Origin of the sequence: Ethanoligenens sp. (genome assembly GCF_047718355.1) — a bacterium.
Classification (GTDB): Bacteria; Bacillota; Clostridia; order Oscillospirales; family Ethanoligenentaceae; genus Ethanoligenens.
The window spans coordinates 29,127-53,584 of the sequence record NZ_JBDNLG010000007.1; the positions used below are offsets into that span (position 1 = coordinate 29,127).

At 50.6% G+C, this 24,458-nt stretch carries 26 protein-coding genes and 1 pseudogene; 1 reads left to right on the forward strand and 26 read right to left on the reverse strand.

The genetic code is table 11. The annotated features are described in order from the left end of the window. Window positions 1-28: 28 nt before the first annotated feature. Window positions 29-2,176, reverse strand: coding sequence for a hypothetical protein (locus ABF463_RS02020; protein WP_415531868.1), 2,148 nt, complete (start codon window positions 2,174-2,176; stop codon window positions 29-31). Window positions 2,177-2,285: 109 nt separating this feature from the next. Next, the gene (locus ABF463_RS02025) at window positions 2,286-2,888 is read right to left on the reverse strand and encodes a hypothetical protein (protein ID WP_415531869.1); all 603 of its coding nucleotides are present in this window, start codon (window positions 2,886-2,888) and stop codon (window positions 2,286-2,288) included. Window positions 2,889-3,617: 729 nt separating this feature from the next. Here ABF463_RS02025 and ABF463_RS02030 point away from each other — a divergent pair. Further along, complete coding sequence (locus ABF463_RS02030) at window positions 3,618-4,007, forward strand: hypothetical protein (RefSeq protein WP_415531870.1); 390 nt, start codon at window positions 3,618-3,620, stop codon at window positions 4,005-4,007. Here the strand turns inward: ABF463_RS02030 and ABF463_RS02035 are convergent. From ABF463_RS02035 to ABF463_RS02150, 24 genes and pseudogenes are all read right to left on the reverse strand, one after another. After that, the gene (locus tag ABF463_RS02035; protein WP_415531871.1) at window positions 4,001-4,660 is read right to left on the reverse strand and encodes a hypothetical protein; all 660 of its coding nucleotides are present in this window, start codon (window positions 4,658-4,660) and stop codon (window positions 4,001-4,003) included. The two genes, ABF463_RS02030 and ABF463_RS02035, sit on opposite strands and share 7 nt — an antisense overlap. Window positions 4,661-4,775: 115 nt before the next feature. Further along, on the reverse strand, window positions 4,776-5,393 hold the full coding sequence (locus tag ABF463_RS02040; protein WP_415531872.1) for a hypothetical protein: 618 nt from the start codon (window positions 5,391-5,393) through the stop codon (window positions 4,776-4,778). A 15-nt stretch (window positions 5,394-5,408) separates the two neighbouring features. Then, window positions 5,409-6,011, reverse strand: a complete 603-nt coding sequence (locus ABF463_RS02045; protein ID WP_415531873.1) for a hypothetical protein — start codon at window positions 6,009-6,011, stop codon at window positions 5,409-5,411. Between the two features lie 141 nt (window positions 6,012-6,152). Then, window positions 6,153-6,356, reverse strand: coding sequence for a hypothetical protein (locus ABF463_RS02050; RefSeq protein ID WP_415531874.1), 204 nt, complete (start codon window positions 6,354-6,356; stop codon window positions 6,153-6,155). 29 nt (window positions 6,357-6,385) lie between these two features. After that, on the reverse strand, window positions 6,386-8,848 hold the full coding sequence (locus ABF463_RS02055; RefSeq protein WP_415531875.1) for a hypothetical protein: 2,463 nt from the start codon (window positions 8,846-8,848) through the stop codon (window positions 6,386-6,388). Between the two features lie 77 nt (window positions 8,849-8,925). Further along, window positions 8,926-9,924 (reverse strand): Ig-like domain-containing protein, encoded by a 999-nt coding sequence (locus ABF463_RS02060; protein ID WP_415531876.1) that lies wholly within the window; start codon window positions 9,922-9,924, stop codon window positions 8,926-8,928. Between the two features lie 21 nt (window positions 9,925-9,945). After that, on the reverse strand, window positions 9,946-11,829 hold the full coding sequence (locus ABF463_RS02065) for a hypothetical protein (RefSeq protein ID WP_415531877.1): 1,884 nt from the start codon (window positions 11,827-11,829) through the stop codon (window positions 9,946-9,948). An 18-nt stretch (window positions 11,830-11,847) separates the two neighbouring features. Further along, complete coding sequence (locus ABF463_RS02070) at window positions 11,848-12,471, reverse strand: hypothetical protein (RefSeq protein ID WP_415531878.1); 624 nt, start codon at window positions 12,469-12,471, stop codon at window positions 11,848-11,850. 103 nt (window positions 12,472-12,574) lie between these two features. Next, on the reverse strand, window positions 12,575-12,946 hold the full coding sequence (locus ABF463_RS02075; protein WP_415531879.1) for a J domain-containing protein: 372 nt from the start codon (window positions 12,944-12,946) through the stop codon (window positions 12,575-12,577). An 87-nt stretch (window positions 12,947-13,033) separates the two neighbouring features. Beyond that, window positions 13,034-13,441, reverse strand: a complete 408-nt coding sequence (locus ABF463_RS02080) for a hypothetical protein (protein WP_415531880.1) — start codon at window positions 13,439-13,441, stop codon at window positions 13,034-13,036. A gap of 44 nt (window positions 13,442-13,485) precedes the next feature. Beyond that, on the reverse strand, window positions 13,486-14,844 hold the full coding sequence (locus ABF463_RS02085) for a DUF6674 family protein (RefSeq protein ID WP_415531881.1): 1,359 nt from the start codon (window positions 14,842-14,844) through the stop codon (window positions 13,486-13,488). 41 nt (window positions 14,845-14,885) lie between these two features. Then, window positions 14,886-15,425 carry a hypothetical protein gene (locus ABF463_RS02090; protein WP_415531882.1) on the reverse strand — a complete coding sequence of 180 codons (540 nt, stop codon included), beginning with the start codon at window positions 15,423-15,425 and terminating at the stop codon, window positions 14,886-14,888. Between the two features lie 6 nt (window positions 15,426-15,431). Next, window positions 15,432-15,893: a DUF4320 family protein gene (locus tag ABF463_RS02095; protein WP_415531883.1), complete on the reverse strand. Its 462-nt coding sequence runs from the start codon at window positions 15,891-15,893 to the stop codon at window positions 15,432-15,434. A gap of 129 nt (window positions 15,894-16,022) precedes the next feature. After that, window positions 16,023-16,307 (reverse strand): DUF6133 family protein, encoded by a 285-nt coding sequence (locus ABF463_RS02100; protein WP_415531884.1) that lies wholly within the window; start codon window positions 16,305-16,307, stop codon window positions 16,023-16,025. Between the two features lie 254 nt (window positions 16,308-16,561). Continuing rightward, entirely contained in the window at window positions 16,562-17,482 is a 921-nt protein-coding gene (locus tag ABF463_RS02105) for a hypothetical protein (protein ID WP_415531885.1), read from the reverse strand. Then, window positions 17,479-18,411, reverse strand: a complete 933-nt coding sequence (locus tag ABF463_RS02110) for a hypothetical protein (protein WP_415531886.1) — start codon at window positions 18,409-18,411, stop codon at window positions 17,479-17,481. The genes ABF463_RS02105 and ABF463_RS02110 overlap by 4 nt, the downstream gene beginning before the upstream one ends. Window positions 18,412-18,432: 21 nt before the next feature. Beyond that, the gene (locus tag ABF463_RS02115) at window positions 18,433-19,767 is read right to left on the reverse strand and encodes an ATPase, T2SS/T4P/T4SS family (protein WP_415531887.1); all 1,335 of its coding nucleotides are present in this window, start codon (window positions 19,765-19,767) and stop codon (window positions 18,433-18,435) included. Then, a complete protein-coding gene (locus ABF463_RS02120; RefSeq protein ID WP_415531888.1) occupies window positions 19,764-20,504 on the reverse strand; it encodes a hypothetical protein in 741 nt (246 codons plus the stop codon). The genes ABF463_RS02115 and ABF463_RS02120 overlap by 4 nt, the downstream gene beginning before the upstream one ends. Then, window positions 20,504-21,238, reverse strand: coding sequence for a Flp pilus assembly protein CpaB (locus tag ABF463_RS02125; protein WP_415531889.1), 735 nt, complete (start codon window positions 21,236-21,238; stop codon window positions 20,504-20,506). The genes ABF463_RS02120 and ABF463_RS02125 overlap by 1 nt, the downstream gene beginning before the upstream one ends. A 14-nt stretch (window positions 21,239-21,252) precedes the next feature. Next, window positions 21,253-21,741, reverse strand: coding sequence for a prepilin peptidase (locus ABF463_RS02130; protein ID WP_415531890.1), 489 nt, complete (start codon window positions 21,739-21,741; stop codon window positions 21,253-21,255). A gap of 225 nt (window positions 21,742-21,966) precedes the next feature. Next, window positions 21,967-22,242 (reverse strand): hypothetical protein, encoded by a 276-nt coding sequence (locus ABF463_RS02135; protein ID WP_415531891.1) that lies wholly within the window; start codon window positions 22,240-22,242, stop codon window positions 21,967-21,969. Between the two features lie 13 nt (window positions 22,243-22,255). Continuing rightward, entirely contained in the window at window positions 22,256-22,540 is a 285-nt protein-coding gene (locus ABF463_RS02140) for a hypothetical protein (protein WP_415531892.1), read from the reverse strand. 13 nt (window positions 22,541-22,553) lie between these two features. Continuing rightward, a complete protein-coding gene (locus ABF463_RS02145) occupies window positions 22,554-23,804 on the reverse strand; it encodes a replication initiator protein A (protein ID WP_415531893.1) in 1,251 nt (416 codons plus the stop codon). Window positions 23,805-23,817: 13 nt separating this feature from the next. Then, window positions 23,818-24,458, reverse strand: a pseudogene (locus tag ABF463_RS02150) (chromosome partitioning protein ParB); the annotation flags it as partial.

Here is a 24,458-nt window from a genome sequence, read left to right on the forward strand (position 1 = left end):
GTGTATTATCCTCCTTCTAAAATAAATTTTATGACACCGCCGTAAACGTCAGCTGCATGTTGCCCGTATCTCCCTCAGCACTAACCCATCGTCGGCTGCCGAGTTGTCCCACTAGCTTGATATGACCGGTACCGCCCGGGGACAAGATGCCCAACACGGTAGCGGCACCGCCTGCCAGTTGTACCGCCTTGCTGTCGATCTCCGACCAGGTTGTATTGCCAGATGCCGTTTCCTCGACTTGCGCACCGAGGAAAAAGCCGTTGGTGCCAGTAAGGGAGGATGTCAGGCTTTGCAGCGTGACCTTTGCGCCGATGTGGGTGTTGTTGTTTACCAGCGTTATTTCGCCGCCCGCCATGGGACTGCTTAAATTGTTGGGGTCAATTGTATAGGACGCGCTGGAGGTGTACGATACAGACACCGACCGGTCAATGTTGGAGACTGTCACCGGGTACGTACAGCTGTTTCCAGCATTGTCGGTGAGGATAAAGGTGTACGTGCCGTTGTTAGTAGCCGTATAGCTGCATGTGTTGCCGTTTACCACCGTGCCGCCCGGTGTCGTGATGGACTTGACGCCGCTTTGTGTGTCCGCGGCCGTGACGTTTATTGTCACGTTACCGGTCGTCCATGACGATGTGGAAAGATTGTAACTGCCGGTCGGTGGTGTGTGGTCATCCGCATATGGATCATAGTTGCTCACTTTATAAGTGCGCACCGCTTCTTGGCCATCCGCAGATTTTGCATAAACTGTGACATCTCCGTTTTGCGTAACGTGAAAAGAATGTCCTGTAAATGTGGTGCCATTCCCTGCATCAAAATACGATACAGGCTGGTCTCCATAAGCCCACTTTTGTGTAACACCCTGCGTAATGTCTGAACCCTGTGGAATACGCGTGACGTGTAAATCCGCAATGTGTAAATCAAAATCGCTGGTACCATATATCCCCAAATAATCCGCACCTAAATCCTGATAATTACAATTGCCTTGCACTAAAGCGTAATTAAAATGCCAAGCCCCGTCTGTAATTAGGGAACCTGTTGCATCTGGATAAGAGTATTGTAATAAAGAGCCATCCCAGTCACTATCAAAAAATCCACATAAGCCAAGCCCACCTAAATTTCCATTTACCGTAGTACACTTATACCAATACCCAACATAGAAATAATCATTATCCTGCAAGACATGCGGAAATAAAGTTCGTACATAGACTTGATTCTGTGTTCCTGTTGGGTTATCGTCCATTTTAAATTCCCATTCGTTACTGCTCGGAACGGGATTGGTTGAGTCACTTCCAGCAGACAATTCCGAAAAAACATCAATTTTGTCCTGACTCCAGTAATCATCCCCGATGTTATTGATATTCTGGTCTTCTGTTGTGTTAGTTGCAATAACATTTACGGTTGGTGATGCCGATGCATTCGTAGATTCTTGTGTTACCCCGATGCTTAGCGATGCTTGATACTGTGAGGATATCTCAATATGTTGCATGAAATTATACCCATTTGTATCTGTGCCCACAATCGTAAAATACATCTTATCGCTGGCGGTCAAATTTGTTGGTAAGCTCACAGTGTTTCCACTGAATGGAGTGGCCTGATTATTATTTACACAATTCCATGCATCATAATCATCATATTCTTTTGGCATCCAGTATTCAGACGCAATTGTTCCTCCGCTTATATCCGTGTAGTTAAGTGTCACGGGGAGGGTGCTGCTGTTTTGTATGCTGTAAGAGTACCGACAAGTAATTGGGCTTACATACACCGTGCTTGCTCCCAGTTGCTTTTGCGTCCCGTCATTATACATTTTCCAAACTTCTGTCGTATACAGACCATAAAAATTGTTATGCTCAGAAACATTAACGCGACAGTGGAAGTAAAACGCATCACCCATATAATAATAAAGTGATCCAGAATCATTATACAGTTTCGCGCTCGACTCAGATTCATTTGAAGCGTATGTACGAAATTGAATGTAAAAATTGATGGATGTCCCCGGTGAGTTTAATCTCCCACTTATGGTATACCCACTTGAATTTTGCTCCGTAATTGACGATATGCCGCCGGTCGTACCGTCCGATGCAGAGTCATCCGCAGACGCAATCAGGCTAAGATTGGGAGACAAAGCAATTAGCACGGCAATGATTATTGCCGTCAGCCTTTTTGTATACCTTTTCATTTCAATCTTCTTCCTTTCTGCATAATTTTTTATGTACAGCTAAAAAGCGAATTATCAAATTAAGCGGCTGGTTTCCCAGCCGTCCGGAAGTTTATGCAAACGAAGATCATTACGACAGGGAAACACTGAAAACTGCGGCGCCGGTGGGTGTCTGCGTGTTGCTGATCGCGCGGCCAAAGTTTGCGGCCAGGGCAAGATTACCGGTAGCGCCGGAGGGAAGGGAGCCAATGGTCACGGGCGATTTGGCTGCTGCCCAATCGATGCTGCTGTTGTACCCGGTGCTCCAACCGGTGCTGGTAGCGCCAACGCCGAGCGCAATATATTTTGCACTGTCGGCTGCGTCCAGGCTGCCCCACGTTTCGTCGGTCGGCAACTTGTCTGTAAAGGTGTCAGAGCTATCTGCGGTCAGGGATTGCACGCCAATAGTCACGGGCACCACCGTGTTGTTGGTTACAGCAAGTGCGGGGGCAGAAAAGGTGTTGCTATCGGGGTTGATCGTGTAGGCCACGCTGTTGGGTACCGTTACGCTGATGGTCGTTGCGTTGATCGTGCCGGTAATCGGCACGCTGGCGGCTGCGCTACCCGTTCCGGTTGCCGTTTGTGTAGTTGCGGCGGATGCAGGCAGTGCTGCGCCTGCGGCCAGAGCTGCAATCATAGCCGCAGCGGCGATTTTCCCGCCGAGATTTCGGCGGACGTGATTGATGATGGACATGTAATGCCCTCCTGTAAAATTTATTTATCATCCGGCTGGGCCGGTTGATAGCGAAAGCAGCTTGTTGGATAACCTCCTTGTTTGTGTTATGATGTTTTCAAGGCCTATACAATGTTTCAAACGGACCAAAATGTAAGGGCCAATTTCCAATATCCCATCTGACTGCATAGATGGCAAAATTCCAGTGTACGCAAAGAAGATCAGCGACATACCACATCGCAAAGCCCATAGTAAATACCGCCCACATAAGAAACGATGTCCTTAGTACCGTTTTTACGATACCATGGGGTCTATTTGTGTCAAATAAGTACATAAAGGCAGCTGCTATTGATAGCATACACGGGAGAGAGAACAGCGGTGAAAGATGGTAAAATGTTGATATTACCCACAAGATTGGCACTGACGAATCAACTATAACAAGAAAGATGATGATTAAATGTTTCAAAATATGAGGCGCCCTTTGGAATCTATAGTTGCTGTACTTATAGCTGGAATTATCACATTGTGCGGTGCTTTGCTTTTTAAATTTTTTGTTATTCCAAAAGTTGAATATTTCTTTCCCACTTTTCATTTTCAAACCATTTTTCACGGATTGATTCCTCTTTTCGTTTGCTTCAAGATTTGTTGGAACTACATTTATGCGAATCCGAAGAAAAAACTTATACAATCACAATGGGTTCCATGGGACTAATCTGCTTTTCATGGGCACATAAATGGAACCAGGCGGTTGTGTTACAGGCTTACATAAAACAATTCCCTACTGCCATCATGCTTGCATCGAAGAGATTCAACAACAAAAACATTCAATTTTTTACCACCACATGGATACTTTATGAGCTTTCAGATCGGTATCCGAAGCATTTTAGCATCTTAGAAAAGCTATTGCGCGACAGCAATTTTGAAATTGAAAACTGTAATACCGATAATGATCCTCGCCGAAATAAATTAGGGCGCTTTATTATGTCGGTAAGTATGATACTTGCGTTTGGAAAAAAGGCAGACTTAAAGGAACTCCAAAATGTACAATTTCAAAAGATAAGCTGGGACAATACTAATGTCATACAACTGATTGAAAAAATCGAATCAAATAAGGCCAAAAGGAAATCATTTACTCATTGAATATTCAGCGTCACATTTTGCACAAACAACGGCGTGACTTCAACGTACTGCCCACCGACCAGTTTGTAGCTGTGCATTTCCGCGCAGATGATCCTGGTCTGCCCGGATAAAGGCGCGTCCCAAACAATCTTATTAAAATGCTGGCCAGGGCCGATGATTTGCGATTCGCCCAACCTTGTTGTTTTCGTGTTGGTTACGACTTTCTTTTCGGAACCGTCCGCCTGCTTCTGGTAGGTAACGTTTACTGTGCATTCATAGAATACCGCCTGCTGGTACTCACTTGGATTGTTATTGATGGTAGCACTCCATTGCCCAGTTGTGCTTCCAGATGTCCCATATACAACAGTCGTTGGGGTATAGGATGTTCTGTCCGTGGTATTGCTTTGTGCCTGCGATTCAAGCACACTGTCATCCCCATAGCCCGCCGCGCCGTCCGGGCCTGAACCCGTAGATGGTTTTTTGCTGGATGTGGATGATGCAGGCTTTTTCTTTTCTGCCGCACTCTGCGATGCAAAAATAGAAAACACCGCATTGCGGAAACCCGGGACAAATGCAATACCGGCCGCAAATACTGTCGTAGGTATAATTATTGCAAGTAGCAAAACTGCCAGCCGGTGCTTTTTTTGAGTTCTTATTTTGTTTTGTTTAGTCACGATGCGTTCTCCTTCACTATTTAGATAGTAAGCTTTGAAGATACGGTAGAAAGCCAAACTGTTTTGTAGGATGCAAAAACGCTCACCAGATTCTGGTGAGCGTTTGAAATCGTTCTTATCTTTCGTGTGGAAGCGCCCGATGAGTAGACGGCGGGCGCTTAAACTGGTTTTCGTAGACTCGTTCTTTTTTTAGCAATTCTTTAAGCCATAGCGGTTTGTGTTCTGTCAAAGTCGCAATCCGTCCATTCTTATATTGGGCAACAGCCTGAAAACCATTTTCATTATCAAAAAAGGTACCCTCATCGCAATAAGGTAGAATCGCAAGCAATGTAGCGAAACGATCGTTAAACCGCCGTTCAACATCCGGGGTCGGAATATTATGGCCGCCCCTCTCAACGCGGTTTCGTATTCGTTTCAAGCTTTCATCAACTGTATTGAGTCCGACATAAAATAAACGAACCAGATATCCAAGTTCTTTTGCTCTCTTAACGGTGTTCACGACTCTACGGCCAGAAAGCGTGGTTTCCTGCGTAAAGGTGATCCCGTCATGCAAATAACTTTCGATCCTTCGAATAGCGGCTTTTCCAGCTCCTACAGTGCTATACTGTTCTTCCATGGCTATTTTATCGGGATCAACAATAGCCCCAAGGTCATTACGGTCGGCATTCAATACGCCTGTCAAGCTGGATTTTCCCGAACCGTTGACGCCGCCGATCAGCGTGTATATTTTCATGCTAAGCCTCCATCGCTATTCTCGTTCCGGCCCGCGCGGCCGGGATTTGTGTTTTTGACTCAGGCGGATATTATCCTGCCGCAATTCTTTGTTTTGATCGGTAAGCTTTTGAACATTTTCGGTTAGCTGCCGCTTTTCCACGTTGAGTTCGGCAGTTTGAGCAATCAATGTTTTGTTTTCTTCTCGCAGCCGCGCATTTTCGGCATTTACCATCTGCCAGTTTTGAACAAAACCTTGAAGCTTATCAAAGCTGGATTTAATCTCCGCCTGGCTCGTATCCATATTTTTATTACGAATTTCTTTAATGGTTTGTTCCCGTAGCAATTGCGACTGAATAAAGCTTAATGTCTCATTGCCGTTCCCAATTGAAGCGTTCACACCGGCTAATGACGTTTTTAGGTTTTCAGCAGACTGATTGACTGCCGCGCGCATATCTGCGGAAGACTGCTTAATCGTTTCTTGAATCTGGTGGTGTTGGCCGCTGAGCGTCGTATTGTCGAGCGTCCCAATTTTCCCACTGATTGTAATGGCGTCCCGTATAAGAGCCCCCACAATTCCAGCGATACCGGCAATCAATGCCGCAATGGCAGTCCACATGGCAAAATCATTCCAATCCATCTTTTTACCCCCATTATATAAGATTTTGGCATAAATAAAAAGCCCGCGGGCTTATCGGCACACAGGCGATCGAACATTTGGACGGGACGAAGCGTCCCGATGGTTCCAGGCCTGATCACGCACAGGCCCGGAGGAAGCAAGTTAATGGTGCAGATACGGGGCGACATACGATACGGCCGTCACGATAACCAGCCCAACGGCTGCGATGGTGGTAAAGATCATGCGCTTTTTGAGTTTGCTGCGAATTTTTTCATTTTTCTGCTTTTTCAGCAGTGCTTTAAACTGGAAGCGGCAGAAGATCACCACAACGGTAGCGAACACGAAAACATACTGTAAGGGAATCATAAGAAAATCCTCCATTCAAAGTTGAATATTTATTGATACGGGTATTCCCGTACATACCAATCTTGCGGTAGCGAGCCCTGAATCTGGATCGTGCCGGTCTGGTCGTTGCCGAGCATACCCGCAGGTGTCCAGGCTTGCGAAGTTGTTGTCAAAACGGTATAAGGCCCATCTGGAAACCAGATAGGTGTATAGTGACTGTGAAATCCGTACTGGCTATATTTGTTTGCCTGTAAATCGAAATTCCCGCTCCCGAGATTTTCAAACAAGCGGAAATAACCGGCATACCAATAGTTGAATTCCGGGTATCTGCCTTCCGTGAGTTGGGCAGATGTTGTGCTCAACGGGTCAACGACAGATCCGGTTGGGGATGTCACCGATACATTGGATGAAACATTCTCGTTAATTCCATACCCGGATTTCATGACCCATTGGCCAGATGCATTCTGATATGCAGTGACAATCCGCAAATCGCCATTTGCCATTTTTGTCGGGTTAATTTTCAGAGAAGCGTTCAGTTTGGCGGTATATGTATGTTTTTGGAATGCTCCGCCGGTGTATTCCCACTCATTCCATGACAGAGAAGATGAATACCCGGATGAGTTGGGCGTTTGAGGCGAGAAATAGGAAGGCTTCTGGTCTTTCAAGCCAGTCATGGGCGGCGTGTTTTCTGTTTCGTCCTTAATTGGTACCGAGATGGTGTTTGTCCAACTGCTTTGCGGTGTGATGCCTGGAACTGTGACAGCCGCTGTGATGGTATATGTTCCTGCTGTGGGCGGCGTATGCCAACGGAACCAGATTAAATTTTGATCGTTTGATGGGACAACAACTGGTTTGGCTTGTGTTGTATATGTGCTGCCATCGGATGCTTTGACAGTCAAAGTTACGGTTGCAGAATTATCAGGGATCACCGGTGTCGCACTGTTATCTGCCACTGTGGCAGATGAAATAACATCCTCATTGGTCAAATAGGCGGCATTCGGTTGCTGAACGACCACGGACATGCCCGCGTTGTTGCTGTACGGCCCAAATACTCCACTGCTGGTGTTACCGGCGACATCCTGTGCATACCAGTGCAGATACCAAGTGCCATCGCCCGGAGGGGTGAGTTGCTGTCCTGCGGAATAGCCTTGATAAGGACCATTATCTGTTGCAGATTGTGACCAGCGATACCACTCCACAGCCATGCCGGACATATTGTCCGAATAGTTGAGGGTGATCGGAGATGACCCTGATTGCCAGCTTGCCGCGCCGGTAGAAGCCGTACACGTCGGTGGGATCGTATCGATCTGCACAGAATTGCCAATAGCAGCGGTATTCCATGCTTGATCGATGCTTGAAAACATATAACTATGCGAACCTTGCCCGCCTGTGCCGTCTGCCTGCACACCCATGGCTTGCATGACAGAGCGTAAAGAGTAATACTTTGTCCCGTTGTTACTGGTATACGAATCAAAGCCTTGATAGCCTGCGCTATTGCCCCAATGGTTCGTGCCGTCAAAGTACGTTTGCAAGGATGCAGGGTTCAAACCAGAAACATCGTTGGTTTGACTGGTATCCTCATTTGAAATGATGATAACGTTTTCGTCACTGTTGAAATCGGCCAAATTGAGCCATCCGGTATGCCCGCTTGAATTTTGAATGGCCGTAAGATTGGTCGCCATAATTGGTGCAAGTGTATCCCACTTAAGCCATCGTTGGCCAGTGGCGTAGTTACCGCTTGCATCCATTCCGGCAAAGGAGATTAGGTTACTGCCTTGATGCAGGCCTACGGTGCTCCACGGCTGGGAAGTCAGGTTCCAGGAATAATCGGCATTCACATAATCCGAACGAGATGAATCATAGTAGCAAAACTGAGATGGCGAAGCAGACATAATGGTGTGTATCCAATCACCAGACATCAGTTTATAATAGCCATTTCCAACGGAAATTATATTGAAACCTCCACCGACACCGCCATCCGAACTATTTCCAACCCAAACTGTATCCCCGTTACCTGGAATTTTGCTGGTATAGCTGATGTTGCTGGGCAACTGATTCCACCAGGTATCCTGGTTCCAGTCTGTGCCGCTAAAACTGCCGGTACCAGAAACGATATACGGTAAATATCCGGCAGGAATGTAGTGCGTAGTGAATTCCAAATTTACATCATCGCCGCCGGTCTGCGCAACCGTGATCGGATATGTCACAGCGCCAGTAAAACTGCCGTCTGAATTAAAATATGCTACAACCCAATCGCCGGGCAATAAGTAATGGTTGATCTGCTGGGTGCAGGCAGCATCGCTATAAAGGGGGATGCTGGGCGCATTTGCCGCCACCTGTCCATAATGGGTATCCAGTCTGTACCCGATTCTTCCGCTTGGCCACTGGTTTGCCCCATTCCCTGCCGCTAGAACCGAAATGGAGAACACAAGTGCCAATAAAATGCTTAGCCCAATTACTCGCTTTATTTTCCGTTTTGGGCATCGCTTTTGTATCCACTGCATTACAATCAAAATCATTCCTCCCAACATTTTTGCATAAGAAATGCCCCCTTTGAGGGAGCATTAATTGCTTTATTATTTGCAGTCTTTTATTGAATGTTTCCGTGGGCATCCACGGTAAAATGATACCGGGCTACCACAGCGCCATCGCCAGCGGTAAGCTGAAAAGTATAGGTTCCCGCAGTCAGATTTGAGAAGACAGCCCCACCATTTTGTCCGTCTCCCGCAACTACATTGGGCGTTGATTGCTGAGCTGGCCCAATTACTGAAAATGTTGCAGGCCCCTTATGTTCCATGCCCATTTCTGGAGTAGTGTTGATGTCTGCATATCCCCCGGCAATCTCGTTGGAAAAACCCACGCCTTGAAAGTGGACGGTTTGAGCAATACCTGTAATTTCGTCTGTGTAGGTATGTGTTGCATCCACTCGCACATACTGTGCCGCAGGTGTTCCTCCTCCGTTGTTGTTACTTCCTGTATTGCCAGAACCACCGCCGTTGCTTGCACCACCAGCGCCAGTATTACCTGTATTGTTGGAGCCTCCACCAGCATTACCAGCATCGCCCGTCACTGTGACCGTGCAGGTATCACGCTGTCCATCCGGGTTCGTTGCCCGTACAGAAGCAGTCCCCGCGTTCTTAGCTGTGATCACACCACTACCGTCTACAGTAACTACATTCGTATTAGTAGAAGTCCATGCAAGGGACTTATCTGTGGCAGTATCAGGAGTGATGTTGGCGGTAAGCTGTGCGGTAGCCCCGACTTTTAACGACAAAGAACGGTGGTTAAAATCCACAGATGTGACTGGGACAGTGTGCAGTGCACTTGCGGCTGTAGGCGCCGCATTGCTGGGAGCAGGGGCAGCGCTGACAACTGGAATACTGCTGCTTGTAGCAGACGCGCTTGCTGCTGAAGATGTACTGCTTGCAGAATTCCCTATTGTAAACTTGCGGCCTACGACCGTTGACGTTGCGCCAATGTTAACAAAAATGATTGCTACTAAAACGATACCGGCAATGGCACTTCCACCCGAAATTATGACCGTGCGCCCTTTGGCGGACTTCCATGCAGTGATTAACCTGTTTTTCACAATTCATTTTCCCCTTCCTGTTTACTCCACGTTGCCGTGGGCATCCACGGTAAAATGATACCGGGCTACCACAGTACCATCACCAGCGGTAAGCTGAAAAGTATAGGCTCCCGTAGTCAGATTTGAGAAGACAGCCCCACCATTTTGTCCGTCTCCCGCAACCACATTGGGCGTTGATTGCTGAGCAGGCCCAATTACTGAAAATGTTGCAGGTCCCTTATGAGCCATACCCATTTCGGCAGTGGTGTTGATATCGGCATATCCTCCGGCCACTTCACAGTAACCTGCGCCCACACCCTGGAAATGCACCGTTTGCTGGATGCCGGTAATCTCGTCCGTATAGGTTTTGGTGACATTTGTCCCTTGGTAATTTGCAACCTGGGCCACCGTGACCCCCTGTGTTGCCCATTGGACGCTACCATCATTGCCAATACCGGCGACTGCCAGTGTGTAGTTGCCCGCAGATAATGTACCTGCCGGAATAGATAGGCTGTAACCGCTGTTGAGGATGCCATAAGAAGGATATGCGTTTTGTACATCCTGCCGTGCAGAAAGTGCATTGGCGGATACCGAGCCAAGACTATGCGGTGTGCCGTTGCTGTCATAGGCGTAAACATCCACACGGCTGATACCGGAGCTGTTAAGCGCCCAGCCGGATACGGGGATGACTCCGGTATATGTTTGAGACGGTGTATCGATGTCGGTGATCGGCGCGGCAGTAGTAGTACCCGGAATGCTAAACTGTTTCGTTGCCCATTGTACCGAACCATCGTTGCCAATACCAGCGACGCAAAGCGTATAGCTGCCAGCAGAAAGAGAACTCACATCAGCGGTCAAACTGTACCCGCTGTTAAGGGTATCGAATGACGGAAACGCGCTTTCGACATCCTGTCTCGCGGTCAGCTTGTCGCTGCCCACCGAACCAAGGCTGTGATAATGTCCGGAATTGTCCAATGCATACATATCTACGCGACTGATGCCGGTCTTGTTCAGCGCCCACCCGGAAACAGGTAACTTTCCATCCGTCACCCGCGTCCAGTCCGGCGTGTCAATGTCTGTCAACGGAGCAGGACCGACCGTAATACTTTTTGTCGCCCACTGCACATCTCCGTCATTGCCGATGCCGGCGACTGCCAGCGTGTACTTTCCGACTCCCAAGGTCTTGTCTGCTACCGTCACACTGTAGCCGCTGTCCAGTGTACCAAAGGTCGGAAATGCATTCTCTACATCCTGCCGCGCAGTCAAGGACGCAACCGGCGCGGAGCCAAGACTGTGTGCCACGCCGGTGCTGTCCCATGCGTACACGTCTACGCGGTTAATACCGGACTTGTCAAGTGCCCAGCCGGACACGGTAAAGCTTCCATCCTGTTCGCCAGATGGTGCGTCAATGTCGGTTAACGGTGCAGGGCCAATTGTGATGGTTTTGGTCGTCCATTGCACAGTGCCGTCTTTACCGATGCCCGCCACACCAAGCGTATAAGTACCTGCTTTAAAACTGGTCGTATCTACCGACAGGCTGTAGCCGCTGTTCAATGTACTATAATCCGGGAACGCGGCTTTTACATCCGGGCGAGCAGTCAATGCATTGGCAGATACCGAACCAAGCCAATGCGCTGATCCGGCACTGTCGAATGCATACATATCTACGCGGCTGATACCGGATGCATTTAATGCCCAACCGGAAACAGTCATCGTACCGGAAACCGCACTGTTAGGTGCATCAATATCCGTGATCCCACCGGAAACGCTTTGCAGCCGCTGCACACCAGAGGCCGTGATAATCGGCTGGATTGGCACGGCCTGCGCATACACAATACCGGTTGAAGATATGGCAACCGCCAGAATGGCGGCAGCTGTGACGATTGCCAGTTTGGTGTGTGTTCCTTTGCTCTTCTTGCTTTTCATAATGATTCCTCCATGCTTTTATTTGAAAAATTCTAATGCCTTATGATAAGCGCTGTTGAGTGCGGCCATTTCTTCATCACTGCCTCCGACATCCGGATGAACAATTTTAGCAAAACGCCGGTAGCGCTGGGTCACATTTTCAACTTCCGTTGGCATTTGGGTAAATCCCAATGTGCGAAAACATTCGGGAACTTTAGGTTCATCTTCTGCCGTGTCAGCATAAGACTGCTCACGAAACGGATTGCCATCGTCTGCGTATTCGTTGCTTTCATATGCGTATTCATAGGAACTTGACTCATATGTCTTCCACCCACGAAGAAATGACCGGCTATACAGGGACTGGATACGGCGTCTAAGCAAATCAGTCCAGTTTATCAGCGCATCACTTAAAAATGGAATACCAAACGAACTAAACGCAAACACCAGAACGAACAAAAAGATAATCCCAATTAAAACCCCGTGCGTATTTTTTGGAGGGCTTACAAAATATAGAATCAAAGACCCTGTAGCAATGAAAGCCGTTATGACTGCTCCAAGCGCTGAAACAATCTTGATAATTGGGCCAAATACCTGAAGGATACCCCGTATGACCGTTAAAACAGCAAGCACCGGAGCAAGCACAACCAGAAGCAGGATTTTCAAGACAATCATTTCAATTCCCCTTAAATTCCCCATACATTTCCTGTTTCTGGTTCTATCTTACACTGCTGGTGTTTACCTGTCAACGCTGTTGACAAATTCGTATTTACGCACAATAGGCCATCGCTTGCTCATAGGCCAGGTTGATCGCCTTCATTTCCGCTTCGCTTCCGCCCACGTCCGGGTGCGCGCGCATAGCCATTAGGCGATACTGGTGTTTTATTTCATCTGCCGTGCATGACGCGGTGGTAATGCCCAAAACGCGAAAGCAATCCGGCACCGACTGCGCGTGGGGTTCCTGCTTGGGCGGTTCAGGCTCGGATTGCGAGGAAGAATCAGAAGACTTTGAAGACCCGGTAGTCTCATCCACATCCGGAATCTTTTGAAACAGCCAGTTAAGCAGCGAAATCAACGGAAACATTAACGGTAACAGAAGCAGAACCAGCAGAACTTGAAGAATTTTTAAAAATGTACGCATGTGCATTTCCTCCAGACGTTATCAATGTTTTTCTGCCTCTATGTTAAGCCGCTGAAACGAAACCGTCAATGTTGTCACACGAAAAGATCATCTGGACTTGTCGGGCGGTCTGTGCTGTTTGGAATGCTGTGCCTGCGCGCGCTCTTTTTCCGTTGTTAGATGCAGGTTTTCTTCACGGAGGCGCGTGTTCTCCGTGCGCAGCTCTTTGTTTTCGCTGTTCAGGCGCTGCCACTCATCCGCCATTTTGCTTAGGCTGTCATGCAAATTTTTGTGTTCTGCGGTGTTAATTTGCGCACCCTTTTTCATCAACTTGCGATTCTCTGTCAACACGACCAGCGCCCCAATTCCCGCAATAAGAAGGAGAGATATCAACAAAGCCAAAAGAATAACAAGCGGCATGAATTCAGGCAGCATGTTTCTTGAAGCGAATTTGGTCCATCCACTCAGAAATTCTAGTGCGATGTATATGCCGGGCATATTTTGTGCGTTTTCCATGAACAATTTTCACCTCACTGTAAAAAAGTCACCGTCCAAAAGCATTAGCGCTCTTTTTTCGGCGTTGCCAGCACTTTTTCCGGCTGCGCTTTGGCAACAATCTTTTCCTGATTGGCGTGTAATTTTTTCAAAAGCGAAGGTTTCTTTTCCGCCGCGCTGGCAAACCGTTCCACATTTTGCACGCCTTTTATTGCACCACCCGTAATTGCCTCCATCTTGTGGACTGCCTTGAGCGCGCCGTACATCAAGCCGGATACCGACTGGGCACCGGTGGAAATTCCGTTTGGGTCAACAGTCTTGCCTTCGCGACCGACAAGAATGTGAAACGCATTATCCATGTGCGCGTCCGACCGGTAAAATTCTTTTCCAACCAGTTCCACACGCTTAATTCCAGATTCCAGAGTTTTGGCGGCGTCGCCAAGCAGATTTTGCAGGTGGCCGAGTTTTTCCGACAGGTCGACAAAGTTTAGGAGCTTTCCAATCGCGCCCCATCCAGCGCTTTTGGCGCGCTTTACAGCAGTCTTCGCGGCATTCACAATCGTGGATTTGACGACGTGCAGTCCTTCTTTTACCTTGCCGAGCGCCTGATCGGCATGTTGGACAGCCTGCTGCACCACACCCTCCTGCTTTTGCGGCACGGTGCCTTTCAACGCGTTTAGTTGCCGTTTCATGCTTTCTAACTGTACAAAAGCGGCGTTTAGCTGTTCTTCCAAGGCGTCAACCGATGTCATCAGATCGGCCACATTGGCAAACTGTTCCGCATTGCGGGCGTTGGAAAGCCCGGTAAGCAATTCGACCATGGCCGGCTCCTTCATAATGGACGGCGTGGGCAAGGCTGCTTTTTGGGAGTTTTCCGCCTGCAAAATTGCGGCGTCCAGTTTTGCGGTCAGTTCCGGAGAACCAAAAAATTCCTTGAAACCTATACGCGACAGATTCCGCACCACCGCCCGGACAGACTTCACTTCATTTACGCTTAAATTTGGTGTGGATTCTGACCGTACTTTCGCCGCCAAATCCCGCGCGTTCCTGGCCGCGTCTGCGTCCACACCTCGCGGCTGCGCAAGGGATTCCAAAGCATTGCCAAGTGCATCTTGTTCTTCGGGCGTCAAGGACAGCTTTGCGGTTGCTGCCTTTTGATGAACAGACGGCGAATTGTGCAGGTCATCTTCCATTTGCGCCATTGCGGTATCCAGCCGCTTAATAATCTGCCGTGGGCTTGTGGCTGCAATGCCTTCCGTGTTCTTTCCCGCCTCCATGGCGGCAGTGCGGATGGTTTGCATCTCTTGTGTGGATAAATCCGGTGAGGCGGATACCCGGAGTTTTGCGGACAGATCTTCCTGCCCAAGCATATCCAACGCGCGTTCCATTGTGTTTTTTTCCTCAACTGTAAAGCTCATTTTCATCGTGATACCGATTCCTTTCGCATTGTGTTTCTACGGTCGTGTTAGAATTTGCCGCTGGAGCTGACAGCAACTTTCATCGGCGTAGACATTGGCATGATGTTTAAAAATGTATAATCGAGCGTCCATGTCACTGTAACGGTAAATTTGGACGCCGATGAAGGGCTTCCTTGCGGGGCATATGGGTTTGTTATTTGCACAGCCAATCCGGACAGCCGGTACAGTTCGTGTCCGTCCCCATCATAGCAAACCCAGTCGCTGCCGCTTTGCCGCAGGCCAAGATGGTTTTGCAGCATATTGGTAATGGCACTGGTGTCTGCCTGTGCCATCCACCCGTTATCTGCGTATGCATAAGCATCGGCTGCCATATCCGTCTGCGCGCTGTACAGGTTTGCCGCGTTTTCCGTGACTGTATCGGAGACGGCGGAACGGACGGCATTGTATGCGCCGGTTGTGACCGCGTGACCGCGCCAGAGTTCCATGCTCACAGCGAGCAGAAACATAGCGAGCAGCAGATACGCGGCGACCAGCGGATACATATTTCCAGCCTTGCTGTGCAGAAACCGAACTAACCATTTGGGCATAACCGGTCACCCCTTCCAATAGGTAGCGGAAACGCCGTTTGCCGCGCCGTAAACCGATGTGTTGTTCGTCTGTATGCCGCCAACCCCGATGACATTCTGATCGGTGGATGTGATGGAGACGGAAAAACCTGTGCCCTGTTGGATTTCCTGCAAGGCATATCCGGTTTCCGATGAGCTGACCGGCACGGACACGTCCAACCCGCTGTCGGTTTTTACCTCGATCAAAAAGTGCCCGCTGCCCGCCACCGTCGTCAGCTTCTCGATTGTGCTACCTGAGAACGCGCCGTCCGCCGCAATCTGTCTTGCCGCGTAATCGGCAATATCCTGCGCGCTGGTCTTCCTCCAACTGACTGCCAGCACAGATATGGTCAGCGCCAGACCCATGCAGGCAAACAAAACAAAGACGGCGGTGTCCAGATACATCGACCCTCGTTTATCGTGAATCAGCCGGACCCACCATTTACGCATGGCTCATTCCTCCTCACTCTTGTAATTTCGAATATGTAAACGCAACATGCGGAATTTTCAAAAGAAAGGCCACCCCCCAAAAAGGTGGCCTTTAAAGCAAAGGCAGCTGCAAAGAAAACAGAAACGCTTTTAGTTGGAATACGTAAACATGGCATTGGTTTTGGTGTTCACATTCGGGATGACGCCGGTCTTAAACAGGGAATAAATGCTGACGAGCAGCAGCATTCCAACCACGGCGGCAATGAGCATGTTGCCGCCTTCATCGACGTACATGGCGCCGTCCGTCGCCAGCACAGCGTTACGGGCGCGCCCCATCATGTGATTGGCATGGATACCGGTGAGCAGCATTTTGTCGTTTGCTTTTTTTGCAAACGCGGTCACCCGTACAGCGGCGGTTTTGATTTTCGAAATCATAAGATTCTCCTTGTGTCGCAGTGAATACGGTCTGATCAAAACACCAAAATACAGCCGCCTTTGGTAACGGCGGCGCATAATAATCACCTCCCTATATGGCATAAAAAAAGCGGGGGTTTTATGAGCCTCCTTTTTTACGGCCTGATGGCTGATGAGCATAAACCAGCGTCACACTGGAATGCTGTATCGCATCGGCGAATTGAGCAATGAGGTCTTCTACGCACGAATAAGCCGGCCAATCTTCCCCAAAAAGGTTAGTATTGATTGAACAGTTGCAGAGCGTTTAGCAGCACCGTACCGAACAGGGCGGCATAGAACAGAAGCATAGACAGTAGCAGCCCGATATACGCCGGGTTAAACTCGCCGGGGCGGTTCTGCGCCTCTTCTCGAAGCTGGAGGATTTCCCATTCGCGCAGCTGCCTATCCAGACCGTCGAACAGTTCCTGCATATGTGCGCCGCCCTCGCGCTCGATACCGATCATCGCTTTTACCAGCGTGGACGCATGGGTGCTGTTCAGACGCGCCTCAAAACGGTCCAAAGCAGCAATACGCGCACCGGTGCGCATATCCGCCAACAGGACGGTAAGCTCCGCTTTCATAGCGGGATTGGCCCTTGGAATGTACTGCTCAATGACATAGTACATATCCGGGTTGCGGTCTGTTTTGACTGCCTGTCGGACGGCAGACCCTAATTTTGGCAGGTCCGTTTCCAGCGCCCGGTGGTAGCTCTGTGTCCACTTGCGCACGCGGAGCAGCATCTGTCTGGTCATCATGACCGCCATAAATGCCATCCATATGCCCATTAACAGAAATAGCAGGCCGCCCTGCATAGAGAGAAGCAGCAAAATTGCCGCAATCGCAAACAGGTACAGGCCCATGGTCAGCGCTCCGGCCACGTAGTATTCCGGCGTCATATCCACGCCCGCGGCGGAAAGCTGCCTGGCAAGCCGCCGCTTTCGGAAACGGCCCAGCGGAATCCATTTTGCGATCCGCTTTGCAACCGGCTGATAAAGCGCTTCGCTCAAAGCAATGTTACTGTCGTCGCATTGCAGCGCAAGCATCTTTTTGGCACGGTGGGACGGCAGATGCAGGTAAGTAGAAACCAGCATATAAACGCCGGCGCCCAGCCAAGCGCTGAACAAAAGCCAAAGATAAACGGTAGAGAACAGGTTCATGCCTCCACCGCCTTTCCCAACGGCCTTGAAGCGTGGACCGCACGGTAGAACCCGTGGAGAACCGCCGCGGCGATTATCGCCAACGCGGCTTTCCCCTGCCAGGTGCCAAAAAGCACCGGGACAGCGTCCGGAAAGATGAAGCAAATAAAAGGAATGGGGCCAATCACAATGCAGGCCATCTTGATCATGTCCCGGAACGGCCTGCGGAGAATCATATCCAGCTCCGCGTGGATCTGGTTTTGCTTATTGCACTTCTCCACAACTTCCCGCAGCGCCTCTTTTTTAGAAGGGTTCTCGATGCAGATCTGCGCGGTATCACACCATTCCCGCCAGTTGTCGCTGTCAATCATGCCGCTTACGATGGTCAGCGCGCGGGCCACGCTGGGGTTGATGATGGTGCATTGCCGCAAAAATTCCTGAAAGACCGCCTGCACCGGCGCGCCCATGTGATTGATGTTTGCACTGACAGACGCCGGCAAATCCTTCAGCTGGTCAAAGCTGCCCGTGACCGTGGAAATGGCGGCGTACAGCGTTTCCCGACTTTCCGCCTGAAAGGACGTTACGGACAGCTGGACGGCAAACATCGGCCCAAGCAGTCCGGCCGCCAAAAGAACAGCGGCGAGAAACGGGTTGAGCAGCACCGCGCCAATGCCGGCTCCGATTGCCGCAAACAGTATCGAAAGGCGCTTATATCTTGCATACTCATTGCCGCGTTCCGTGATTTCCAATATTGCTTTTGCAAGGGAAAATTGACGCTCAATGAAGTTCTGCTTTTTTAAGCCGCGGATGTTCAAAAGTTCCGCTTCCAGTGATGGCTGCCTCTGGCGTGAGAACAGGGCCGCTACGGTTTCGCCCGGAGAAATCCCCGTAATTAAAACAAAAGCGGCCGCTATGCTCACCGTCACCAGGGCAGTGAAAAATAAATCCATGAATTCACACCTCTTTCTGCCTCAAAGAAACGTTTGCAGTTGTGCGCGAGACGCGCCGCGCGCAATCATCCGGTCGCGCAGCCGATCTGAAATGTGCCCGACCTGCTCAAAGCGTCCCAGCGTGCGGACGGTACCGTCTTCATCCACGGTGTTGTCCTCGACGATATATCGAAACAACGGCACGCTGACCACCCGTCCCTCATCTACTCCAACCGCCTCCACAATTTCGAGGCAGCGGCGATTCCCGTCCGGCATCCGCTGCATATAAGCGCTGATTGGGAACGCCTCGACCGCATAGCCCATCAAGATAGACGCCCGTTCACTGGACGCTTTCTGTGAAAGCGTGACGATGCGGGGATACGTCCCCTTTGCGTCGTTACAATGCAGAGTCGAATAGACCGCTGTCCCGGTACGTGCGCACTCCTGCGCCCCATACGCTTCTTTGTCGCGCATTTCTTGCGGAATTAGGTATTCCAGATCAAAGCGCAGGCAAAGTTCGAGCAGGCGCGAGGCGTCGTAGTTTTCATCCGGGTCTGCTTTTGGACGGGTCAGCATACTGAGAACCTGCGTGATGGGCAGGCCGGCATCGTCCAGAATATTGGTGGACAGTTCGCGCGCGCCTTCTTCGATGACGCCGATGCGGTATTTTCCAGGGATTAGGGATTTCAAATAGTTTAGTAAAGACGTTTTCCCGGCGCCCTTTTCACCGGAGATGGTGGCGCTTTCCCGGTATTTCACGCACATGCGCAAAAAACGCAGCATATCCGGGGACAGCTCTTCGCTTGCCAGAATTTTCTCGCCCGTCACAACGTTAGGGCGCACAATACGAATGGATGCATACGCGCCGGCACCGTCCGGGACAATCGGTGAACCAAGAACGGTCATGCGAACGCCTTTTAGGCCGGGAACCGCGCTGACAACGCCCGGCGTGGAACGGTTCATCGGTTCGGAATCGCTATCGGATAACAGCCGGGTGATGAGGTTTTCCAACTCTTTTGGACTTGAAAAGGTTTCATTGATTCGCACATCAGGCCGGTCGGTAAAGCGCAGCCAGAGGCTGTTGTATCCGTTTACGTTGATTTCTTCAAGCGTGGAATAGTCATCAAGATGCAACAGGTACTTTGCGAGGATGCGGCCAATACCAGCCATGTCCTGTGCCATGTCCGCTGCAATCTCCGGTATGGGACGCACGGTTGCAATCTGCTGAGATATAAGACGCTGGGCAATGACCGGCCACAAGTCGTCTACGCTTTTCACCGCAATTGTGCGTTCGTGCGAAACAAAATCCTGTATCCGCGCCAGCATGGACGGATAGTCGAGGGCGGTTCCATTCGGATAGGTAAAACGGTCCGTCACGATACCGCGCCTCCTTTTATCGCCTGTGCGACAGCAGTAAGGGCGGCGAGATACTCCCGATTCCCATACGGTTGCAGCAAATTGCCCTCCATGAGTTTGACATGGGCTTCTTCCAAAAACGGGATTTCCGCCGCAAACGAAATGCCGAGTTTTTCTGCAAAGGTTTCGGTCACGTCTTCCATGCTGCGGGCGCATGACAGCCAACGTGTTTCGCCACTGAGGATTTCGGGCGGCTGACTGTGGAGATAGGATGCGCCTCGCAAATCGGGTTCCACGATACGGATGATCAGCGCGGCGTTCTGTACGCCGAGCGTGCTGATCGCGCCCGCATCGTGCGAGGCGTCGAGGATAATCTGCCAATCCGACATATCTGCGGCCATTTTCAGAAAATCGTCCGCCGTGGACATATCTACCGGCACGTACTCATTTGCCGATTCTTTTGCCAGATAGCCCAGCAGTCCAAGATTTTGATGAAAGCCCCGTGGAATATAGACGTGCTCCGCAATCCGTTCCACGGTCAGCTCACCGGCAAACAGCTGCCCAAGCGACTTCGCGCTTTTTTTCGTTTCCACAGGCGGCATATCGGGCTTCCAGAGGCTGTATGCCGGAACGTGCGTATCCGGGCTGATAAGCAGGGTATGCGTACCGGATTTGGCAAGATGTGCAGCAAGTGCTGCTGCAAACGTCGTGCTGCCGCAGCCGTTTATCCCGCAGACCGCCGTCAGATTTTGCAGCATCAGTCTGCCCCCTTTAACAGCGCGCTTTGTTGGGCAAGCAAGGACTCCGCCTGTTTTTCGTTGCCGCGCGACACGAGTGCGAGCTGGATTTCCTGCCCGTCGAGAGCCGCGATGGCGTTAACTTGCTGCTGATCAACGAGTAGCGTTACGGTTGCGGGTTGATTGGCAGAGGAAGACGCGCCGCCGGAAGTGGTCTGCGACGGGGCGGTCTGTGTTACTTCCTGCCCATTGGAGCCTGTTACGGACGTCACCCGGACGTCTTGCAGCGCGGCCAGATTGTTATTCTGCGCAACCGTGTTATTGCCTGCCACGGATTGTGCGGGCACGACAACGCGAACAATATCGCCCGCTTGCAGCTTGCCGCTGAGACTGTCCGCAAGGTTTTTCATCGGGATGCTGTAGAGCATTTCCCCGTCGCTCAAGGCATAGGTGGGCTGATGGCCGGATAAATCGTTGCCGGTGATGATTTGATGTGGGGAAAGCTGCGTGTCAGCGTAAGCCCCAACCACCAGACCGGCGTTGCCGGTAATGTTCGCGGGCAGGTTGAGCTTGCCCATTTCCACGGTTTCCAGCATCTCGGATGTGATTTTTGTGCCTGCCGGGATTTCCGTTTTTGCGCGCACGACGGATACCCCTGCCATGTTTGCATGTAAGGCATACCAGTAGAGGCCGCCCACGGCGACAGCGGCGGCGATGCAAAGCACGCCTATGGTCTGTTTGTTCTTTTTGTTCATCGGATGATACCTCCCTAAACTCTGAAAAATGTAGCGACGGCTATTGTGCTATATACCACCAATGCGGCGGCGGCATAATACGGGCCAAATGGCAGCGGGGTGTTCATTCGCGTCTTTTTGGCGGCGTAAAAGACGGAACTGCCAATCAAAAACAGACAAAGCGCGGCCATCAGCACCGGGTAACTGGCTATGCCCAGCGCAAAGCCTGCGCAGGCCGCCAACTTGATGTCACCAAATCCGACGCATTTCCCTTTGGTGAAGAATGCCAGAATGAGCAGCGGCAGCCCCCCGGCGAAAAAGCCACATATTGCCCAAAAGTCGGCAGACGGTGAAAAACCGATCATCATCAGATGGATGACACCGGAAGCGATCAGAAATGGCAAGACACGGTTTGGAATTTGCCGCGTTTTCGCATCTACAATTCCTGCGTATAAAAGTGGCAGCACTACCAGCAAACAGCTGGAGAGCACTGCCCAAAAGTGTATCCACGTACCGGTATTCAATTGCCTCCTCCTCTTCATGTCGCATGTCATACTTAACTGGTCAGGACAAATATAAGAGCCATGCTCAAAAGTGCGGCTGCGGCAAAGGCGGCCAGCCCCACATAAGCCAGTACTTTTACGGATATCACCTCCTTGCCATGGAAAGCAGCTAATGCCAAAATCCCAGTGTGACCGCGGCCGCAACGATCAGGGCGTAAAACGTACAGGTGCCGACCATGCGCCAGGTCATCTTTTTACGCTCCTGTTTCTGCCCGTGGAAAAAGCGGCAGAAATGGGAGCCATCACGTCTGCCATGATCTTCTGCACAGCCTTCCGCACCGCCTTTTGCTCGGCTGATGTTAGGGTGTGCGGGTTATGTACGTCCCGTTGGCAGCGTCTATACAAATTGCATTTCATGCGAATCTCCTTTTGCCTTTCCGGAATCTGGCGGTGTAGCAGCAGGCGCGGAATAAAAGCCTTTTCCGGATCTACCTGCACGAAGAGAATGTCATTGTTGCTCATTCTGCTTTGCCCCCTATCTGCACGGGTCATTTTTGTGGTGGCTTTTTCCGGCAAGCCTTTCATGGCGCGGGCAATCCAACGGCTTATGGGTCGGCTGCTCTTTGGCGCCGGGCATGTGAGTGTCAGGCGTATCGGATACAGTCACGGCGGCTTCCTGCTCCGCGCGCAAAGTCGTCAGTGGGGTTTCGCCGGACTGTATGTAAAGTTCCTCTGCCTTCTGCTGTGCCTCCTGCAACCGGTTGATTGCATCGGTCGTCGCGTGAAAAAGCGTAAAATACATTTTCTGATAATCTGCCATTTTCGTTCCTCCGTCAGACGGCATAGGCCGGTTTTGCGGCCTCCCATTCCAGTTCCAGATCGCGTTTCACTCGGTTGTCGTAATAGGCTTCCAGCGCGCCGGGAACCGTCGCGTTATACAGCACGGTGAGCAGGTAGCCGCGCAGAGCGCCGATGTTTTTTTGTTCCGCGAGAACAAGTAGCGTGTATTCGATATGCTCATCCCGCAGCTGGAGCAGGTGCTCCAGCACCTCTTCTGCCGGCAGGTCTTCCTGATTGACCCGCAGCGTGGGCTTTTGACTGCGCAGCAAATCCGTGACAAGCGAGACAATGAGCTGTAAATAGTGCGTGTCTGCGGGGAACCGTTCGCACAGGACGTCGTAATCGATCTGTTTTATCACGGAGGTGCGGATATCCGCCACCTCCTCCATTTTCAAGCTGCCTGCTTGCTGAGGGGGAACAAGAGGAGGGGGAGAGTACTTAACACAGTAATTAGAGTCTATATAACTATGGTGTCGGGTTTCCAGACCCGCCGGTCGGATATCCGTACCCGCTTGTCCAGTTTTTAGGTTGCCTGCACCTGATTTTGGGTCTGTTTCCGGTTTTCCCGCATCGGAAAAGCAGACATCCGCTTTTCCATGTTGAAAACTCGGTGGAAAGAGTAGAATGTTATCCGCACCATTCGGATAATCAGACCGCACTGGCTCTACATTTCCGACTTCATGTACGGCCTGTTGAAAAGGCTGTGGAAAAAGCTGTGGAGAAGTAAGTGCTACCTGCGGCATTTCCGATGTCACCGGATTGCGTGCTTCTGAAATCTGGACTTCTGCGGAGGTGGCGGGTGTATTGGTCTTGTTTTCAGAAGTCTTGTTTTCCGACCCGATAGGTTCTTTATCTGCGCACGGCTTATGTGGGGGTGTAGACGGCGGAAGCGGCGGCAATTTTCCTTCCACCATAAAATCCCGCACATAGATACGGTCTGTTTTGCCGTTGCCCTGATGCACACGTTTAATAAGGGCAATATCTTCCCGCTCCAGCAGTTTCAAAAGCTGAATTGCCTTGTCGTGTCCGCAGTTTAAGGCTTTTTCAATGTCCTTGACCTTGTAGCGGATGTATACCCGCCCGTCCGGGTCTTTCCATTCGTTCTTAATGGAAAGATGCAAACGGTCAAGAAGCAAGCCGTACAGAATTTTTGCGGCGGTGGACAGCGCTTTATATTGCTCGCTTGTAAAGAGAATGCGTGGCAGGCGAATGTATCCGTCCGCCCCTTCAATTGGTTCCAGCATGATTTACCCTCCTTTAGCGCGCCATGTCTCTTGCGTGCGTTTTATGCTGCTGGCGGTTCTGCTGTTGGAATTTCTGATAATGCGTGAGGGCTTTTACGATGGTATCTTCCATCTGCTGGGGCGTTGCGTCGCGCGGAAACAGGCCAGAAAAAGTCTTGCGCAGCTTATCCCCGCGAATGGTGAGCTTTTCAACCTCTGGCTTTTCCTCGGTCATAATGGCTTCCATGGAGTTGCGGTCAAGTTTGCTATCCTGGCTGAATTTTTTCAGGCGCTGTGCCTGAGACACGGATGGGGCAACCTGCTCGCTTTCCATCACATCCAAAAGAGTTTGCTGTTCCTCTTTTTTGAGATAGGAAAGCTCCACTGCCGGACGAAACGCCACGCTGCCCTCATCCACCATGGTCAGCAGCGGCGGCACCAGTTCCGTCAGGCGTATGTAGCGCTGTACCTGCTTGTAACTCTCGCCTGTCTGATCTGCAAGCACTTCAACCGAATACTTTCTGGACTTCTGGACCATTGGTCCAGAAGTCAAATCTGTTCGCGCCCCCTGGTGCTTCATTGCCTCCAACTTCATCTTATAGGCAAACGCGCGCTCGCGGGGAAGGCTGGTTTCCCGCTGGTGCAAGTTGGTGTCGCACATAAGGATGGTTGCGG

Coding starts and splice junctions, on each gene's coding strand:
- ABF463_RS02080 (WP_415531880.1), bottom strand. CDS start 13,441: ATGGAAAACGCACAAAATATGCCCGGCATATACATCGCACTAGAATTT.
- ABF463_RS02135 (WP_415531891.1), bottom strand. CDS start 22,242: ATGAGCAACAATGACATTCTCTTCGTGCAGGTAGATCCGGAAAAGGCT.
- ABF463_RS02020 (WP_415531868.1), bottom strand. CDS start 2,176: ATGAAAAGGTATACAAAAAGGCTGACGGCAATAATCATTGCCGTGCTA.
- ABF463_RS02045 (WP_415531873.1), bottom strand. CDS start 6,011: ATGGATTGGAATGATTTTGCCATGTGGACTGCCATTGCGGCATTGATT.
- ABF463_RS02120 (WP_415531888.1), bottom strand. CDS start 20,504: ATGCTGCAAAATCTGACGGCGGTCTGCGGGATAAACGGCTGCGGCAGC.
- ABF463_RS02085 (WP_415531881.1), bottom strand. CDS start 14,844: ATGAAAATGAGCTTTACAGTTGAGGAAAAAAACACAATGGAACGCGCG.
- ABF463_RS02105 (WP_415531885.1), bottom strand. CDS start 17,482: ATGAACCTGTTCTCTACCGTTTATCTTTGGCTTTTGTTCAGCGCTTGG.
- ABF463_RS02140 (WP_415531892.1), bottom strand. CDS start 22,540: ATGGCAGATTATCAGAAAATGTATTTTACGCTTTTTCACGCGACGACC.
- ABF463_RS02025 (WP_415531869.1), bottom strand. CDS start 2,888: ATGTCCATCATCAATCACGTCCGCCGAAATCTCGGCGGGAAAATCGCC.
- ABF463_RS02065 (WP_415531877.1), bottom strand. CDS start 11,829: ATGAAAAGCAAGAAGAGCAAAGGAACACACACCAAACTGGCAATCGTC.
- ABF463_RS02125 (WP_415531889.1), bottom strand. CDS start 21,238: ATGAACAAAAAGAACAAACAGACCATAGGCGTGCTTTGCATCGCCGCC.
- ABF463_RS02050 (WP_415531874.1), bottom strand. CDS start 6,356: ATGATTCCCTTACAGTATGTTTTCGTGTTCGCTACCGTTGTGGTGATC.
- ABF463_RS02040 (WP_415531872.1), bottom strand. CDS start 5,393: ATGAAAATATACACGCTGATCGGCGGCGTCAACGGTTCGGGAAAATCC.
- ABF463_RS02145 (WP_415531893.1), bottom strand. CDS start 23,804: ATGCTGGAACCAATTGAAGGGGCGGACGGATACATTCGCCTGCCACGC.
- ABF463_RS02090 (WP_415531882.1), bottom strand. CDS start 15,425: ATGCCCAAATGGTTAGTTCGGTTTCTGCACAGCAAGGCTGGAAATATG.
- ABF463_RS02095 (WP_415531883.1), bottom strand. CDS start 15,893: ATGCGTAAATGGTGGGTCCGGCTGATTCACGATAAACGAGGGTCGATG.
- ABF463_RS02110 (WP_415531886.1), bottom strand. CDS start 18,411: ATGGATTTATTTTTCACTGCCCTGGTGACGGTGAGCATAGCGGCCGCT.
- ABF463_RS02100 (WP_415531884.1), bottom strand. CDS start 16,307: ATGATTTCGAAAATCAAAACCGCCGCTGTACGGGTGACCGCGTTTGCA.
- ABF463_RS02075 (WP_415531879.1), bottom strand. CDS start 12,946: ATGCGTACATTTTTAAAAATTCTTCAAGTTCTGCTGGTTCTGCTTCTG.